Genomic DNA, 17,074 nt, shown 5'->3' on the forward strand with positions numbered 1-17,074 from the left:
CCGCTTTCGGGCTTGCGTCCCGGCGCCGAAGGCCTGATGTCGGGAGCGACGTTCCCTGCCAAGGTGGCCGACCATGACCGAGACCAAACCAGCTCCCCGCATCGCCATCACCTATTGCTCGATGTGCAACTGGATGCTGCGCTCCGCCTGGCTCGGGCAGGAATTGCTCTCGACCTTCGGGCAGGATCTCGGCGAGGTGGCGCTGATCCCGCGCACCGGCGGGATCTTCCAGATCCACTATGACGGCGAGTTGATCTGGGACCGCAAGACCGATGGCGGCTTCCCGGATTCGAAAGTGCTGAAGCAGCGCGTGCGCGACCGGCTCGACCCCGAGCGCAGCCTCGGCCATGTCGATGGCCATTCGATGTCGGCGGAAGCCGAGAGCTGAGCAGCCTGGTCTCAGCTCTATCCGGGCGAACCGCGATAGCAGCGCCGATCCGGGATGACCGCGTTCAAGCGACTGGCGCGAGATGCTTGCGCGTCGCCGCGACCCAGGCTTTCAGCCTGCCTTCGGGGTCGGCATTGAGCGTGATGTCCGTCACAGCCGCAACGATGTCGGCGCCGGCCTCGAAGACGCCAGGGGCACGCTCCAGCGAGATGCCACCGATGCCGACCAGCGGCAGGGCACCGATGCGACGCTTCCACTCGGTCAACCGCTCCAGCCCCTGCGGGCCGAAGCGCATCTGCTTCAGGATCGTCGGATAGACAGGCCCGAGCGCGACATAGTCCGGTTCCGTCGCCAGAGCGCGTTCCAGCTCGGCCTCGTCATGGCTGCTGACGCCCAGCTTCAGCCCGGCCTTGCGGATCGCGTCGAGATCGGCAGTGTCCAGATCCTCCTGGCCGAGATGCAGCCAGTCGCAGCCCTCTTCGATCGCAAGTTTCCAGTAGTCGTTGACGACGAGTACGCAGCTGGTCTCGGCGCAAAGCCTTTTGGCGTGGGCGATCTCCCGCGCGACTTCGGTCTCGGGCCGGTCCTTCACCCGTAGCTGCACCAGCTTCATGCCGAGCGGCAGCATGCGTGCGATCCAGTCGGCGCTGTCGAAGATGGGATAGAACGGATCGAGCTTCATGCCAGAAAAGCCTTGCCCATGACGGGGGTGGAAGGAGCGGCCATATCGCGCACCTCGATCGGCTGCGCGGCGAAGGCGAGCCGGCCGGCGCGGATGGCGAGCGCGAAAGCCTCCGCCATGCCGGCCGGATCGCCAGCCTTGGCGACGGCGGTGTTGAGCAGGATGCCGTCATAGCCCATCTCCATCGCCTGTGCGGCGTGGGAGGGCAGACCGATGCCGGCATCGACGACGAGCGGAATATCCGGAAAATGCTGGCGCATGGTGCGCAGGCCGTAAGGATTGTTGAGGCCGCGCCCCGAGCCGATCGGCGCGCCCCAGGGCATCAGCACCTCGCAGCCGGCATCAAGAAGGCGCCCGCCCACGACGATATCCTCGGTCGTATAGGGGAAGACCTTGAAGCCATCGTCGGACAGAATACGCGCCGCTTCGACCAGCCCGATCACGTCCGGCTGCAGCGTGTCGTCCTCACCGATGACCTCGAGCTTGATCCAGTCGGTGCCGAAGACCTCGCGTGCCATCTGCGCGGTGGTGACGGCTTCCTTCACCGTATGGCAGCCGGCGGTGTTGGGCAGCACCTTGACGCCGAGCTCGCGGATCAGCGTCCAGAAGGCCTGCCCCGCCGCCCCGCCTGCCGCTTCCCGGCGCAGCGATACGGTGACGATCTCGGCACCCGAACGTTTCACAGCCTCGGCGAGGATCGCCGGTGAGGGATACTGCGCCGTGCCGAGGAAGAGCGGGTTTTCCGGCGTGAAGCCATAGAAGGATGCCATCTCAGCCTCCCTGCATCGGAGCGACAACCTCGATGCGGTCGCCATCGTTCAGGTTGAGCTCGGTGCGCTTCCGGGCTGGGACGAACTCGCCATTTACCGCGGTGGCGACAATCTTGCCGGCGTAGCCAAGCTCGGCCAGCGCCTCGGCCAGCGTCTTGGCCGCAATTTCCTGCGGCGCGCCGTTAAGCAGCAAGGTCATGCAGCATCTCCGGTCTGGAATTCGGGTGGAGCACGGCATCCGCCGCCATCCGCGCCATGGCGGGGCTGAGCAGGAAACCGTGGCGATAGAGCCCGTTGACGTGAATCACCCTGCCCCGGCGCATCAGCCGCGGCAGGTTGTCGGGAAAGGCAGGGCGTGCATCGGTGCCGATCTCGACGATCTCGGCCTCGGCGAAGGCCGGATGCAGCGCATAAGCCGCGCCGAGCAATTCAAGCATCGAGCGCGCCGAGATGCGCCGGCGCGCCTCGCTCTCGATCATGGTCGCGCCAACCATGAAATGCCCATCGGCACGCGGCACGATATAGAGCGGAATGCGCGGGTGCAGCAGCCGGATCGGCCGCGTCAGCGCAATCTCGTCGCTCTTCAGGATCAGCATTTCCCCTTTGACGCCGCGGAGCTCGGGCAGGGCATCACGGGCGGCGAGCCCTCGACAATCGAGAACGACCTCGGCGTCGAGATTCGCCGGCTCGACCGTGCTGTTGAAATGAATGACCCCGCCGCTCGCGAGAACCTTGCCGGCGAGCGCTACAATGACGTTGCGTGGATCGAGATGGGCCTCCTCGCCAAAGAACAGCCCGCGTGAGAAACGCCCGCCAAGATCAGGCTCCAGCCGCGCGATGGCCTCGCCGTCGACCTCCGCGCAATGGCTGGTGCGCTGGCCGAAGCGACGCAACTCCGAGCGGTCCCGGCTCGGTGCGACGACGAGCGTGCCCTGCCGTACGACCTCATCGGTGTGCCGCTCCCACCAGCCGACCGCCTCCTGCCCGAGCCGCACGACCGGTTCCTCGGCGCTCTCTCCCTCGCACCAGGGTGCGAGCATGCCACCGGCATACCAGGAACAGGCTTCGTCACCAATGTGGGAGCCGCGCTCGTAGAGCTCGACAGCCGCGCCTCTGTCGAGCAGCTCGACGGCACAGGCAAGGCCGACGACGCCGGCCCCGACGATCGCGACGATCCGCTCCCCAGACAGGCCCGATGAAATGGCCATGCATTGCCTCTGCTTGCGGGAAGGCAACGGCCAAAGGCGCGATGCAGAGAACTGCGAGCCGAAGACCGTTCCCTTCGCCGGCATTACCCGGATCAGGTTCGATGGGTTGGCGCGATCCCGCCCCTCTCAGCCTTTCGGCACCCCAACGGACCGTTTCAATCTAGTGACCCAGGCTCCAGAGAGCAAGACGAGCCAGAACGGAACCGGGCCACCGATTATGTCACCGCGGCCGAGCACTCCCTTACCAAGGGAGTGCTCTATTCGCCGGAGCAGCGCGTAGCTGCTTGCGGATCAGACGAAGTTTCCTCGCCTCGACCGCCTTGCGGAATTATCCTTGGTGCAAAGTGACAGGCGAGGCTTGTCAAACGGCTTCCCGATCGGGCATAGAGCCTTTCGCTGGAGACGTGGCCGAGAGGCTGAAGGCACTCGTTTGCTAAATGAGCATACCCCACAAGGGTATCGAGGGTTCGAATCCCTCCGTCTCCGCCACTTTCCCGCCCTGCGAAACAAGCGCTTGGAGAACGCCTCCTACTTGTAGTCCGCGGGTAAGATCGAGATCCCCTCACCCCGAAACGCGACTTGCTGGCTTTCCAGGCGCTGCTCAGCTCCGCTGCAGGAGGCGGGCACGCTGGCGGAAGTCGGGCCAGACGTCTTCCAGCTTTGCGTCGGCGAGCCTTGCGACCGTGAAGCTGTCCGGTTCGGTGTCCTCGATCACGTCCCAGGAGATCGGCATCGCCACGGTGGCGCCCGGGCGGGCTCGCGTGGAATAGGGAGCGATGGCCGTGGCTCCGCGACCGTTGCGCAAATAGTCGATGAAGATGCGTCCCTTGCGCGCTTTCATCGACAGGGTTGCCGTGAAACGCTTCGGCTCGGCCTGCTCCATCGCCTTGGCAAAGTCGCGGGCAAAGCTCCTGACTTGCGCCCAGTCGGCCTTCGGCTTCAGCGGCACGACGACGTGGAAGCCCTTTCCGCCCGAGGTCTTGAGGAAGCTGGTGAACCCCAGATCCGTCAGACGGTCGCGCACGGCGAGCGTGGCGCTGCGCAGCTCCGAAAGACCGATGCCCTTGTCGGGGTCCATGTCGAAGATGATCTGGTCAGGCGTCTCGATCGCCTCCAGCGTCGCACCCCAGACATGGATCTCGACGGTGCCGAGCTGCACCAGCGCGGCGAGCCCGTCGAAATCGCTGATGGTGAGAAGCTCCTCCCCGTCGCTGTCGCGATGGGTTTCGACCGCGTCATGCATGCCGGCTGAAGCGTGCTTCTGGAAGAAGCGCTGCCCTTCGATGCCGTCCGGCGCGCGCAACAGGCTGAGCGGCCGCCCCAGCACGAAGTCTCTCATCAGCGGCCAGACATGAGCGTAATAGTCGAGCAATCCTTGCTTGGTCAGGCCGGTATCGGGCCAGAGGAGCTTGTCGGGGTTGCTGAGCTTCACATCCGTCATGACGGTCCGTACCCGATCGCGTTTCACAGGCGCCTTCCGCGGCTCCGCCTCGTCCTTCGCAGGAGCCGGTTGCTCAGCCTGCACCTCCCCGGCTGGCTTGTCCTCTCTCAGGCCAAGGAAAGAAGCGTGGCGCAGCGTTTTCGACGCGGTCCAGGCGCGAAACTCGACCTCCGCGACGAGCTCCGGCTTGACCCAGACGACACCGCGTTCGCGGGCCGCCTCCCCTGTCAACGGAGAAGCGTCCGTCTTTAGCCGGTCCAGCCGCGCTTTCAGAGCCGCTGCCGACCTCTGCGTGAATCCCGTGCCGACCCGGCCCGCCGGCTTGAGCGTGCCATTCTCGTAGTAGCTCGCCAGAATCGAGCGCAGCGTCCGGCCTGATGCTGCCGAGGGCACGTAACCAGCGATCACGAATTCCTGGCGCATGGTGCATTTGGACTTGATCCAGTCTCGCCCTCGCCCGCTCCGGTAGGGCGCATCGCGACGCTTCGAGATGACGCCCTCGAGGCCGATGCGGCAGACATGGCGCAGCATCGTCGCACCAGGCTCGATGAAATGCTCGCTGAAGCGTAGCGGTCCCGTTTCAGGCGCTGACTGCAGCAAGGCTTCCAGCCGCTCCTTGCGGGCAAGCAACGGGTCGGACCGAAGATCCTCGCCGTCGAGATAGAGCAGATCGAAGGCGAAGAAGACGAGATCCTCGACCTTGCCGTCGGACAGGGCAGCCTGCAGCGCCGAGAAGGACGAGCCTGTCCCGGAGAGGGCCACGATCTCTCCATCGATCAAGGCAGCCTCGCATGGCAAAGCCGCCAGCGCCGCGATCAATTTCTTGCCGAAGCGCTCCGTCCAGTCGTGACCGGAGCGCGTCAGCAGCTTCACCGCTCCGCCGGAGACATGGGCTTGCAGGCGATATCCGTCGAACTTGACCTCGTGCAGCCAGTTCTCGCCCTCCGGCGGCCTGGCCTGCAGGGTCGCTAGGCAGGGCTCGACGAAGGCAGGCATGGTGTCGGCTACAGGCCTTGTCCGCGGCGGCTTCGCCTGCCTCGGCTTCCGGGCAACCTGCTTGGCGCCGCTCTGATCGACTTTCCCGACATCCTCGATACCGACACCCGATTTCACAGAGTTCGGCTCGGTTTCAAGAATGTCCTCATCGCGCCTGGCCGCGGCGTCGTCCGCCTTGATCAGGAGCCAGTTGTCGCGCTTCTCGCCGCGTCGTGGCTTCATCCTGACGAGGTGCCATTTGCCGGTGAGCTTGTGCCCTTCCAGCGTGAAGACCAGATGCCCCTTCTTCATGCCGGCCGCCGGATCGCCCTCCGGCAGCCATTTGCCCTCGTCCCAGACGATCACCGCGCCGGCTCCGTATTGCCCTTCGGGAATCGTGCCCTCGAAGGCGCCGTACTCCAGCGGGTGGTCCTCGACATGGACAGCGAGGCGCTTGTCGTCTGGATCGAGGCTTGGGCCCCGCGTGACGGCCCAGGACCAGAGCACGCCGTCATGCTCGAGCCGCAGATCGTAATGCAGCCGTCGCGCCGCGTGCTTGTGGATGACGAAGATTCCACCCCTATCGGCACGGCGCCGCGCCTTGGCACCCTGCGGCTCCCGGGTCTGGCTGAAATCGCGCTTGGCACGATAGAGGTCGAGGCTGGACATCGACGGGTCCCTTCCGGTCGACGGGGGTCAGGCGCTCTTCTTGGCCTTTTCCATCGTTTTCGCTGCCTTCTTGCGAGGCTTGCGGGCGGTCGCAGGTGCGGCCTCCTCCTCCCCGGTGAGGCTCTTCTTCAGCGCGTCGAACAGGTTGACGACATTGGCCGGCCGGTCCGGCGTCCGCACGACCGGCGGCTTGCGGCCCTCCTGCTTGGCCTGGATCAGCGCAAGCAGCGCATCCTCGTAACGGTCCTCGAAATCCGACGGATCGAAGGGCGCGAGCTTCTTGTCGATGATGTGGGTGGCGAGGGACACCAGCTCCGGGTCGAGCTTGCCTGACGACAGCCCCTCGAAAACCTCCTGGGGTTTGCGCACCATCTTGTCATAGCGCAGCGTCGTCAGCAGCAGCCCCTTGTCGAAGGGCTCGATCATCACGGGCCGCTCGCGCCGGTAGAGCACGATGCGGGCGACGCCGGCCTTGCGCTCCTTCGCCATGGCCGCGCGGATGACCGCGAAAGCCTCCTCCGAAACCTCGTCGGCCGGCGTCACATAGTAGGGCGCATCGAAATAGATCGGCGGGATATCGGCGCGATCGACGAAGGACTCGACCGACAGCGTATGCGAGGACTCGACTTGTACGGCGTCGATCTCGTCCTCTTCCACGAGGAGATATTCATCGTCGCCGACTTCGTAGCCCTTGACCTCATCCTCGTCATCGACCGGCTTGCCGGTGACGCTGTCGATATATTGCCGCCGGACCGTATGGCCGGTCTTGCGATTAATAATGCGGAAGGAAACCTTTTCGCTGCGATCCGTCGCGCTGGTCAGCTCGATCGCGCAGGAGACCAGCGAGAGTTTGAGATAACCCTTCCAGACCGGACGCGGAGCCATGACGCAACCTCTTCGCTCGCACACGCGCCCCGGTTTCGGGCCTAGCGGGACAGCCACCCGCTGCAGCCGCAATTCCGGGGCTTTCCTTCAAACGGCACGAGGACGAAGCTGGTTCCAGCCTTCGTGTGCGAAGCGGCTACCGCACACGGCGCTGCGGGCTCGCTTCATTGTGGGCGCGCCACCTTACAGCGGCCCGGAGGCAGTCTCTCAGGGCTGGGTCCAGAACAGCTTGTCGTCGAGAAGGCCGCTTTGACGGTGCTTCATCAGCATCTTGAGCCGAGTATAGGGCGGAGCACGGAAATCCTCCTCGGTCATCGCGATGCGCTCGAAGACGTCATGCATCTGGCGGGCGCCCGATTCCGCAGTCCAGCGCGCTTCGAACGTCGGCAGGACACGGCCGATCTTGTCGAAATTCACGCGATAGGAGCGATTATCGGCGCTGGGCTCGCCAACGATCAACTCGCAACCTGAAAATTCGTTCGCGACGATGCGAGCGATCTCGATGACGCGGTAGTTCTGCTGGTTCGAGCCGACATTGAAGATCTGGCCGCGAATGCGGTCAGGTGGCGCAATCAGCGATAAATGCACCGCCTGGCACATATCAAGCGCATGGACGAGCGGCCTCCAGGGCGAACCGTCTGACAGAAGCTTGATCTGCTTGGTGGTCCAGGCAAGGCCGCAGAGATCGTTCAGCACGATGTCGAAGCGCTGGCGCGGAGAAGCGCCGTAAGCCGTGGCATTACGAAGGAAGCACGGCTCGAAATCGTCGCCGGCCATGGCAGAGACATCCCGCTCGACCTTGGCCTTGCATTCCGCATAGGCCGTCTGCGGGTTCACAGGACTGTCTTCATCGAGAACCTGATCCGGCGCGCCGACGCCGTAGACCGAGCAGGAGGACATGTAGACGAAGCGCTTGATCCCCGCCTTTCGGGCGAGTTGCGCCAGCCGTACCGACCCACCATGATTGATCTCGTGCGTCAGGTTGGGGTCCTGCTGCCCCAACGGATCGTTCGACAGCTCAGCGAGATGTGCGACAGCGTCGAAACCTTCCAGGTCCTCGGGCGAGACTTCGCGCAGGTCCTTCGTGATGACGGCGGGGCGCGGCCCCCGCATCGGGTAGAGCCAGCCCTGGCGGTAATAGCCGGTATCGAGACCGACCGCGTCGATGCCCTGCTCGATCAGATAAGGGCCGAGAAGCGCGCCGACATACCCATCTGCACCCGTAAACAGTACCCGCATGGCAAGACCCCAACCACCAGAACCAGCTAACTCGTTCCCACTGCCGTTGGCGCACAAACGCTTTCACGCAGCGGCGCATTTCCTCGCTCCGGCGACGGGAACGGCCGATGGCCGGCTCCACGCCCGCGTCGGATAATCGCGAATTCTGTTGTCGGGAGAATAGAGAACGGCGGTGGGCTTGCTATCGGCACGATCCGGCTCCTCGAAGCCGCAGACGCTGGCCGCCCAAGCACATATGCCCTGCCTCGTGAGACACCACTCGACCAGATCATCACGCCGCTAAACCACTGCCTACTTGCTAGCAGATTTTGTTACCTAGGGGAAGATCGCCATTGCACCAGCGCGGCGAAAAACTTTTAGCTCACATGAGCTTTTTTACGAGCCAAGCTTCGGAATTTGCTATAGTCTTGGCTCTGATCCGGAGGGATCGATCGCTAGTGTGATTTAACCGAATCTTGGGGGGCCGAATTGAAATTCGTCGCCACTAAGCTTACGGGCGCGTTCATTCTTGAACTCGACCGAAGGGAAGATGAACGGGGCTTTTTCGCACGCACCTTCTGCCAGCACGAATTCCAAGCCCACGGCCTTAAGACGACGATCGCGCAGGCCAATCTCGCCTCGAACATCCGCAAGGGCACGTTGCGGGGCATGCACTTCCAGTATCCTCCGGCGGCGGAGACCAAGCTCGTGCGATGCACGCGCGGCTCGATCCTCGACATCATCGTCGACCTGCGCCCGGAAAGCCCGACATTCCTGCAGCATATCGAAGTCGAGCTGAGCCAGAAGAACGGCCGCGCACTCTACGTGCCGGAGCGCTTCGCACATGGTTATCAGGCGCTCGAGGACGAAACGGATACGAGCTATCAGGTCGGCGAATTCTACACGCCGAGCGCTGAAGGCGGACTGATGTACAACGACCCGCGCCTGGGCCTGACATGGCCCCTGCCCGTGGCGGTCATCTCACCCAAGGACCAGGCTTTTGCGCCGTTCGATGTCGTCGAGGCGGAGTTGAAGGCCAGGATGAGTTCCAAGCCAGTGTCGGTGACCGGCTGACGAAACAGGGATAGGCGCCATGCTGATCGTCGATACGGCCCTGAAGAAGCGCGCTGAAGAGAACAATCCGATCCGAGTGGGCATTCTCGGAGCGGGTTTCATGTGCCAGGGGCTCGCCAACCAGATCGCGAATTCCGTGCCGGGCATGCGGCTGGCGGCGATCTCCAACCGCCGCCCGGAGCGGGCCCTGAACGTCCTTACCTATTGCGGGTTCGAGGACGTCAGGCTCTCCAACAACCAGGCCGCACTGGACGAGACCATCCGGGCCGGCAAGCCTGCGGCTACGGAAGACGCCCTGCTGTTGGCACGCTCGCCCGAGATCGATGTGCTGGTCGATACGACAGGGTCGGTCGAGTTCGGCGCGCATCTCGTGCTCGAAGCCTTCAAGCACGGCAAGGACGTGGTGTTGATGAATGCCGAGATCGACGCCACCATCGGCCCGATCCTGCGCGTTCACGCCCAGAGGTACGGGCGCATCCTCTCCGCTTGCGACGGCGATGAACCCGGCGTGCAGATGAATCTGGTTCGCTGGGTGCGAGGTCTTGGGCTGACGCCTCGCCTGATCGGCAACATCAAGGGCCTGCAAGACCCCTATCGGACCCCGACGACGCAAAAAGCCTGGGCGGAGCGCTGGGGACAGAATGCGGCCATGGTGACGAGCTTTGCCGACGGCTCCAAGATCAGCTTCGAGCAGTCCATCGTCGCCAATGCGACCGGCTTCAAGGTGCTGCAGCGGGGCATGTCGCGCGGGCGCGAGTACCGCGACGACGTCATGGCCATCGGCAAGCTCTACGACATCGACCAGTTGCGGGAGATGGGGGGCGCCATCGATTATGTCGTCGGTACTCCCCTGACCAAGGTCTTCGTGCTGGCGGAGCATCCCGATCCGAAGCAGCAGCATTACCTCAATCTCTACAAGATGGGCGAAGGGCCGCTCTATTCGTTCTTCACGCCCTACCATCTCGTCCATTTCGAGACGCCGCTGTCGATTGCGCGCGTGGTGCTGTTCCGGGATGAACTGGCGCCACCGCTCGGAGGGCCGGTGGTCGAGGTTTGCGCGGTCGCCAAGCGCGACCTCAAGGCCGGCGAGACGCTCGACGACTACGGCATGTACATGACCTATGGCGAGGCCGTGAACGTCGACGAGATGAGTGCCAAACGCTACCTGCCGGAGGGCCTGGTTGCGGGTTGCCGCCTTGTTCGCGACGTCGCGAAGGACGAGGTTCTGACTTATGGCGACGTCGCCCTCCCGCCCGGGCGGCTCGCCGACACGCTTCGCGCCGAGCAGTATCGCCATTTCCGCGGCGAGACCTGGCTCGAAGACCTGCTCAAGGTCGCGGCCTGACTTCAACCGGGTGATCCGCGCCGCAGAAGGCGCGCGGAGGCGCCGCCGAGTATGTCGAGCCCGCGGCTTCGCAGGCGTCGATAGACTGGCAGGCGCAGCACCGCGAGGGCGCAAACCCCAACGTAAAGCAGCCCCGCGACCGCCACGGCCGCCAGCGCCGGCGCGATCGAAAGATCCGCCACGGCCCGCGCGAGCATGAAACCGATTGCGGCCGCAGCGAACGTCGGCACGGCGATGACCGCGAGAATATCGAAAATGGTGATGTTCGTCCGATAGATGGCCATGAACATCGACGGGAAGAACGCGACGTAGCGCGACATGCTGTAACACAGCGCCACGCCGACGGCGCCGTACGGAAGCCCGATCAGGAACGAGGCGACATAGATCGGGACGCCGATCAGGCTCCAGTAGAACATGCGGTCGGTGCGGCCGGTCGAGATATAGATCCAGCCGGTGGCACTCATCGGAACGGAGGCCAGCATGCCGAGCACCAGGCAACTGAAGATCAGCTTCACAGGCTGCCATTGCGAGCCAAGCACCAGATCGACGATGGGCGAGGCGCCTCCGTAAAGCAGACCGGCCATCCCGGCGCCGACGAAGGTGATGACGCTCAAAGCGTCGAGATAGGCTTCGCGCCATTTTGCAGGCTCGCGATGCAGCCGGCTCAACGCCGGGATCATGGCAGAGCCCAGCGGCCCACTCAGAAAATTGAGCGGTATCATCAGCAGATTATAGGCGCGCGAATAGAAGCCGAGCTCGACCGAGCCCCAGCGCGCGCCGATCAGGATGTTGTCGAGCTGCTGATGGAAGTAGTTCAGGATCATCGCGCCGGTCAGGTGAGAGCCAAATTTGAGCGATGATCTGACGGCCGACCAATCTTTCACGAGGCTCGGCCGCCACGGGCACAAGATCCACGCCGCCACCGTCGTCGTCAGCGCCGTCACCCAGGCTTGAATGATGAGCGCCCAATAGCCGGCAGCGAACAGCTTCGCTGCGATGACGGCGACCACGAGGCTGATCGCAAGACCACCGAGCGAAGCGACCTGCAGATCGAGCCAACGCATGTTGCGGGTCAGCAATGCGGTGGGCAACGCCCCGATCGCGTAGATCGGCGCAGTCAGGCCGAGGCACAACACCACGAGCGGCAAGCGCCGGTCGTCGAAAAACCAAAGCGAGACCGGCGCAGCAACCGCGGCCAGGAGGAATGCCAAAAGCCCCATGCCGACCGCGATCCACATCAGGGCGCTGGCCGTGTTCTGGTCCAACTCTTCTTGCTGCACCGCGGCCGTCGCGACGTTGAGCTCGGTCAGAACGACGATGAATGCGGTTACAGTGCCGCCCATGGCGACAAGACCAAACTGGCTCGGCTCAAGCAGGCGAGCAAGCACGGCCGAGCCAGTCACCTGCAAGGCGAAACGCACGAGCTGAGCGCCTACCGCGATGGCACCTCCGACAATCGTGCGCTTCCCAAGAGCATCTCGGAGATGATGGGAGGAAAGCACGCTCTGGTTGATGAGCATCTGCGAGGAGATATTGCGGTTGCTTATCAATAGCCCGCTCCCCGCTTCACGCGTGCAACATCGAAACGGCAGGCGCACCCCAGATGCGATAACTAACTCAAAAAGTTAACCGATTGAGAAATGCACGCAGATATGCTATGAATGCAACCACTGCGCGTTGATGTCAAGTGGCGTATCTCTTTGGAAGGCAAGACCATGCACAGAAATGGGCCTACGGTCATAGCTTTCTTCGGCCACTTTAACTCGACTAATTTTGGTAACGAATGCAGCCTTCAAGCCGCTCTTTACAATATCCGCAGAATATACCCTAACTCCAGGTTCATTTGTATAACAGACGACCACGAAAATGCCGCAAAAGCTGACGACATCGAAGCTATTCCGGTCGATCGGCCGTTTTTTAATACATGGATAGCCAAGACTTCGCTTGGGCGCTTTGCGTGCAAGGCCATCCTCGGGCCTGCCGCAGAGTTACGGAGGTGGATTTCCGGCTTTACCGCGCTTAGACGTGCGCAAATGCTGATCATCCCGGGAACGGGGCTGCTCACGGATGTTTTCGGGCTCAAGGGAGGGGGGCCTTACAGCCTTTTCCGATGGGCGGTCATCGCGAAACTGTGTGGGTGCCGACTGCTGTTTCTCAGCGTGGGCGTCGGACCGCTCTATAGCCGACGCGGCCGCTTCTTCGTCAAGTCCGCACTGCGGCTGGCCGACTTCCGGTCGTACCGAGAGATTTCCAGCCGCCAGTACCTGGCGAGTATCGGGTTCGACGCAAGCCGTGATCCCGTCTATCCCGATCTCGCATTCAGCCTCCCGATACCGACCTCGCCACCCAGCAAAAGCAAGACCCAGGAAATCGGCCTGGGCGTCATGACCTATGCAGGGAATTACAGCGTACCCAATCCCAGCGCGTCGACGGACCAGGATTACTGGAACAAGCTGACCCAGTTCTCCAGGTGGCTGATCTCCAAAGGCTACAAGGTAAGACCCCTGATAGGAGACACCGTCGATGCTCCAGCCAGAGACCATTTTGTTCAATTGCTCATCGAAGACGCCAAGCAGAATGAGAAGAGCGCGATCATCGACGAGCCGGTTACCTCCTTCGAAAGCCTGTCGGCGGCACTGACCACATCGGATTTTGTCGTGGCGACCCGGTTTCACAACGTCCTTCTGGCATTGCTTGGCGGCAAGCCGGTCATTGCCATTTCCTTCCACCACAAATGCGCATCATTGATGAGCGCAATGGGCATGGCAGCCTATTGCCTGGATATTCACGGCTTTGATTCAGACACGCTGGCCCAAACCTTCGAGCTGCTGACCGCTGACGCCAAGGACATCAAAGCGCAGATCGTACAGAAAGTGCATGAATTTCGCGGTGAGCTCGACGATCAATACAAGCGGGCGCTCGGCATCCCAGCAGACACAACGGCTCAATATGCTGGAAATAACCTTGGACGCTTCCCCGACGAGGGTAACGTACCCATTGCTCTGCCTGTCAGCGATTATGCTCCGCGGGCGCGGCGAAATTCCTGAATCGAATACCAGGTTGAGACGCCGCGGATTGCCCCTTTGCCTGACCTGGTCGAGATGCAGGTAGGACCGTAGCGCCCCCTCGAGGGGGACAGCACCGTCGGGTTTCCGCCCTGCTCTTGCGGCCGTTCAATCAAAATCGCGCTCCTGCCGGAAAGGAGCTGCCAGGGCTCTCGGCAGATCGGGAACAGGCTCGCCGCGACGTGTTGCGTTTGTCGTGTCACGGGAGCATTTGCGCTTTGCCTGCCGGAGCTTGACGGCTTCGCCGCGAACGACCAGACCTTGCGCAGGTTTCCAGCATCAGATGGCACCGTGGCGGATTCTGACAACAAGCGAAGCAAGGCAACGGCGAGACCGACTCTCGTCGATATCGCCGACATCGCTGGTGTCTCCAAGGCAACGGTCTCGCTCGTCCTCCGGAACAGCCCCACGATTCCGAAGCGAACGCATGACCGGGTGCACGCCGCCGCAAAGTCGCTCGGATATGTCTACAACCGCGGCGCCGCCAGCCTCCGCTCCACCGAGACACGGCTCATCGCGATGGCCGTCAACGATCTGACGAACCCCTACTTCGCCGAGATCGTCGCCTCCATGGAGGACGCGCTGACGGAGCAGAACCGCATCATCGTCATGTGCAACACCGATGAATCGATCGCGCGCCAGCGCGCTTTCGTCGAGACGGTGCGGGAATACAGCGTCGGCGGTCTGCTCCTGGTTCCCGCGACAGGAACCAGCGCCTCGTTCATCGATCTCCTACGCTCCTGGCGCCTGCCCTGCGTATCGGTTTCCCGCGCCATCCCCGGGGCTCAGGTGGACCTCGTCCAGGCCGATCACCGCAGCGGGATGATCGCGGCGACCCGGCACCTGCTCGAGCTGGGGCATCGCCGCATCGGCATGCTCGGGCTGAACGAGAACATTTCCACGGGCCGGCAGCGCTTCGAGGGCTACTGCCACGCCCTGACCGAGGCCGGGATCGCGATCGAGCCACGGCTTGTGCTGTCCGGAGCGGCCACCCGCGATGTCGGCATGTCACAGCTGCTGGCGCTGCTCGACCTTCCGGAGCCACCGACCGCCGTGGTCTGCTTCAACGACCTGATTGCTTTCGGCGCCATGCTTGGGCTCCGGTCCCGGAACCTGACGCCGGGGCGCGACTTTTCCGTCATCGGCTTCGACGACATCGCGGAGGCGACGTTGTGGCGCCCTGCCCTCACCAGCGTCGCCGTCGCGCGCCAGATCGTTGGCCGGACCGCGGCCCAACTGCTGCTGAAACGGATCGAGGATTTCGAGCGCCCGATCGAAACGGTGCTTCTGCCGACCGAGCTCATCATCAGAGACACGACGGGCGTGCCGCCCGGATCCTCCAAGCGCAGAACCAGGCGGCGCAAGCTCTGACGCTTGGAAGGATGCGGCCTGGCGCCGCTTTCAGCACCCAACCGCCTCTTAGAAGCCGTAGAAGGCTGCCGGGGTGTCCACCAGAATGCACTGGCGGTCCTCCGGCTTCGGTGCCCAGTCGAGGAGGATGTCGAGCAGCAGAGCATCGTCCGGCAGGGTCTTGACCGAGACATGCGGCCAGTTGCTCGCCCAGACCAGGCGTTCGGGATTGGCCCTGACGCAAGCCTTGGCGATCGCCCCGACGTCCTCGTAGAGCGGCGCGCCGACCTTCGACACCTCGTAGGGTGCCGAAAGCTTCATCCAGAAGCGCCCCGTCTCCAGCATCCGCAGAAGCGACCGCACCCCGTCATGGTCGAGCGGGACGGGCTCCAGGAACTTGCCGACGTGGTCGATCATGACCGGGGTCGGCAGGCGTTTCAGCAGCGCCTCTCGCTCGGGGAAGAGCCGGCCGTCCATCTGCACCTGGCAGTGCCAGCCGAGCGGCGCGATCCGAGTCGCGACCGGCTCCAGCGCATCCCAGGAGATCGCCCCTCCTGGCAGCATCTGGAAGCGCGCCCCGCGGATGCCCGCGCGGTCGAGACGCTTCAATTCCTCGTCCGAGACCTCCGCATCGACCACCGCGATGCCGCGCGTGGTTTCAAGCCCGAGCGCCGCGATCGCGTCCACGGTACAGCGATTGTCAGTGCCATAGGAGGTTGGCTGAACGACGACCACGCGCTCGATGCCGAGTCCGGTCATGACGCTCCGGTAGGCCGTGACGCTCGCCCAGGCCGGGCCAGGTCCAAGCGCCGTGGGCGCGATGGGCATCGACGGATCGTAGATGTGCATATGGGTGTCGCAGGTGCCCTGCGGCGCCTGGAGACGCGGTTTCGCCTGTGCCGTCATATGCGTCTGCTCCAATGCTCTGCATTGACGGCGCCGGGCGGTACCTCGCCCTTTGCCAGCGCCGCGACCTGCGCGACTGTGTCGAAAGCCTGCGCCTCGATGGCGGGCGGCGTCAGCCCGGCGGTGTGCGGCGTAGCGATGACGTTCGGCAGCGCCGCGATCTCGGGCATGGGCATCTGGTCCGTCGCACGGCCGACATCCATCGCCGCACCGGCGATACGGCCCTCCTTCAGGGCCGCGACGAGATCGGCGTCGTTGACGAGGTTGCCGCGCGACAGGTTGAGAAAAACCGCGTCGGGCCGCATGCGGCGGAAGATGGAGGCATCCATCAGGTTCTCGGTCGCTTCATTGGCGACGACCAGACAGACGACATAGTGCGCTTCGGCGAGGAGCGTATCGAGGTCGACTTGCGCGAAGCGCTCGTCCGCCACCTTCGCATAGGGATCATGGATCAGCACGCGCATGCCGATCTTGGCGAGGAGATCGGCGAGGCAACGCCCGATGCTACCGAAGCCGATGATGCCAGCCGTCGAGCCCGCGAGCTGCCGCCCCATGCGGATCTCGGGTTTCTCGCCGGCACGGTAGGCGATGACGGAGCGCGAAATGCCCCGCGAGAGATCGATCATGTAGCCGAGCGCCATTTCGCTGACGGACTGCATGAAGCCCGGCCCGGCGCGGGTCACGAGCACGCCGGCCTTCGAGGCCGCGTCGACATCAATGTTGCGGATGTCGACCGCGACCCGCAAAAAGGCTTTCAACTCAGGCAGGTTGGCGAAAACTTGGGCCGGGCCGGCGGTCATGCGGTCCGAGACAATGAGATCGATGCCCCGCGCGGCCGCGATCAATCCATCAGGGGTCAGCGGCTCGTCATGCTCATGCAGCCTGACGTCGCCGAGAGCCCGGAGCGCGGCTAGGGCGCGCTCGCCGTAATATTGCCGCCGCATCGCATTGGCATGGGTGAGCAGGATGTTCATGGTCCCTCATTCGCGGATGGTCCGGAGGGCCTTGAGAGCACACGGACCGTGCCCCCTCCCGTATCGGGAGAGGGATGATGGCGAGACGTCCCCTCGCCCTTGCAGGCGAGAAAAGACGGCAATG

General features: G+C 63.6%; 15 protein-coding genes, 1 tRNA gene and 1 riboswitch. Of the genes, 6 read left to right on the top strand and 10 right to left on the bottom strand.

Annotated features, from left to right (window positions below):
- The first annotated feature begins 73 nt into the window (after positions 1–73).
- On the top strand, positions 74–388 hold the full coding sequence (locus tag CE453_RS19455; protein ID WP_089176076.1) for an Rdx family protein: 315 nt from the start codon (positions 74–76) through the stop codon (positions 386–388).
- Positions 389–452: 64 nt separating this feature from the next.
- Here the strand turns inward: CE453_RS19455 and CE453_RS19460 are convergent, their stop codons facing one another.
- From CE453_RS19460 to thiO, 4 genes are read right to left on the bottom strand one after another with little or no spacing between them, the layout of a single operon-like run.
- Positions 453–1,070: a thiamine phosphate synthase gene (locus CE453_RS19460; protein ID WP_089176077.1), complete on the bottom strand. Its 618-nt coding sequence runs from the start codon at positions 1,068–1,070 to the stop codon at positions 453–455.
- Positions 1,067–1,840: a thiazole synthase gene (locus CE453_RS19465; protein WP_089176078.1), complete on the bottom strand. Its 774-nt coding sequence runs from the start codon at positions 1,838–1,840 to the stop codon at positions 1,067–1,069. Before CE453_RS19465 ends, CE453_RS19460 begins: the two co-directional genes overlap by 4 nt.
- 1 nt (position 1,841) lies before the next feature.
- On the bottom strand, positions 1,842–2,039 hold the full coding sequence (gene thiS / locus CE453_RS19470; RefSeq protein ID WP_089176079.1) for a sulfur carrier protein ThiS: 198 nt from the start codon (positions 2,037–2,039) through the stop codon (positions 1,842–1,844).
- On the bottom strand, positions 2,023–3,048 hold the full coding sequence (gene thiO, locus CE453_RS19475) for a glycine oxidase ThiO (RefSeq protein WP_089176080.1): 1,026 nt from the start codon (positions 3,046–3,048) through the stop codon (positions 2,023–2,025). Before thiO ends, thiS begins: the two co-directional genes overlap by 17 nt.
- 52 nt (positions 3,049–3,100) lie before the next feature.
- A riboswitch (TPP riboswitch) is annotated at positions 3,101–3,203 on the bottom strand.
- Between the two features lie 243 nt (positions 3,204–3,446).
- On the opposite strand from thiO, the gene CE453_RS19480 reads away from it, so the two are divergent.
- A tRNA-Ser gene (locus CE453_RS19480) sits at positions 3,447–3,537 on the top strand.
- 112 nt (positions 3,538–3,649) lie between these two features.
- Here the strand turns inward: CE453_RS19480 and ligD are convergent.
- The 3 genes from ligD to CE453_RS19495 all read right to left on the bottom strand — a co-directional run bounded on the left by ligD (position 3,650) and on the right by CE453_RS19495 (position 8,257).
- Positions 3,650–6,133: a DNA ligase D gene (gene ligD / locus CE453_RS19485; protein ID WP_089176081.1), complete on the bottom strand. Its 2,484-nt coding sequence runs from the start codon at positions 6,131–6,133 to the stop codon at positions 3,650–3,652.
- Between the two features lie 27 nt (positions 6,134–6,160).
- On the bottom strand, positions 6,161–7,018 hold the full coding sequence (ku, locus tag CE453_RS19490) for a non-homologous end joining protein Ku (protein ID WP_089176082.1): 858 nt from the start codon (positions 7,016–7,018) through the stop codon (positions 6,161–6,163).
- A 207-nt stretch (positions 7,019–7,225) separates the two neighbouring features.
- A complete protein-coding gene (locus CE453_RS19495; protein ID WP_089176083.1) occupies positions 7,226–8,257 on the bottom strand; it encodes an NAD-dependent epimerase/dehydratase family protein in 1,032 nt (343 codons plus the stop codon).
- 468 nt (positions 8,258–8,725) lie between these two features.
- Here CE453_RS19495 and rfbC point away from each other — a divergent pair, with 468 nt between their 5' ends.
- Together rfbC and CE453_RS19505 are read left to right on the top strand one after the other, a co-directional pair.
- On the top strand, positions 8,726–9,310 hold the full coding sequence (gene rfbC / locus CE453_RS19500) for a dTDP-4-dehydrorhamnose 3,5-epimerase (RefSeq protein ID WP_089176084.1): 585 nt from the start codon (positions 8,726–8,728) through the stop codon (positions 9,308–9,310).
- A gap of 19 nt (positions 9,311–9,329) precedes the next feature.
- Complete coding sequence (locus tag CE453_RS19505) at positions 9,330–10,655, top strand: NAD(P)H-dependent oxidoreductase (RefSeq protein WP_089176085.1); 1,326 nt, start codon at positions 9,330–9,332, stop codon at positions 10,653–10,655.
- 2 nt (positions 10,656–10,657) lie between these two features.
- Here CE453_RS19505 and CE453_RS19510 read toward each other — a convergent pair whose 3' ends face one another.
- Entirely contained in the window at positions 10,658–12,253 is a 1,596-nt protein-coding gene (locus CE453_RS19510) for a lipopolysaccharide biosynthesis protein (RefSeq protein WP_157733110.1), read from the bottom strand.
- A 63-nt stretch (positions 12,254–12,316) separates the two neighbouring features.
- Here CE453_RS19510 and CE453_RS19515 point away from each other — a divergent pair, with 63 nt between their 5' ends.
- On the top strand, positions 12,317–13,702 hold the full coding sequence (locus CE453_RS19515; RefSeq protein WP_089176087.1) for a polysaccharide pyruvyl transferase family protein: 1,386 nt from the start codon (positions 12,317–12,319) through the stop codon (positions 13,700–13,702).
- A 309-nt stretch (positions 13,703–14,011) separates the two neighbouring features.
- Entirely contained in the window at positions 14,012–15,091 is a 1,080-nt protein-coding gene (locus CE453_RS19520) for a LacI family DNA-binding transcriptional regulator (protein ID WP_089176088.1), read from the top strand.
- A gap of 48 nt (positions 15,092–15,139) precedes the next feature.
- Here CE453_RS19520 and CE453_RS19525 read toward each other — a convergent pair whose 3' ends face one another.
- Together CE453_RS19525 and CE453_RS19530 are read right to left on the bottom strand one after the other, a co-directional pair.
- On the bottom strand, positions 15,140–15,976 hold the full coding sequence (locus CE453_RS19525) for an amidohydrolase family protein (protein WP_089176089.1): 837 nt from the start codon (positions 15,974–15,976) through the stop codon (positions 15,140–15,142).
- Positions 15,973–16,950: an NAD(P)-dependent oxidoreductase gene (locus tag CE453_RS19530; protein WP_089176090.1), complete on the bottom strand. Its 978-nt coding sequence runs from the start codon at positions 16,948–16,950 to the stop codon at positions 15,973–15,975. The genes CE453_RS19525 and CE453_RS19530 overlap by 4 nt, the downstream gene beginning before the upstream one ends.
- Positions 16,951–17,074: the final 124 nt, after the last annotated feature.

Source organism: Bosea sp. AS-1 (assembly GCF_002220095.1).
In the GTDB taxonomy this organism is placed as follows: domain Bacteria; phylum Pseudomonadota; class Alphaproteobacteria; order Rhizobiales; family Beijerinckiaceae; genus Allobosea.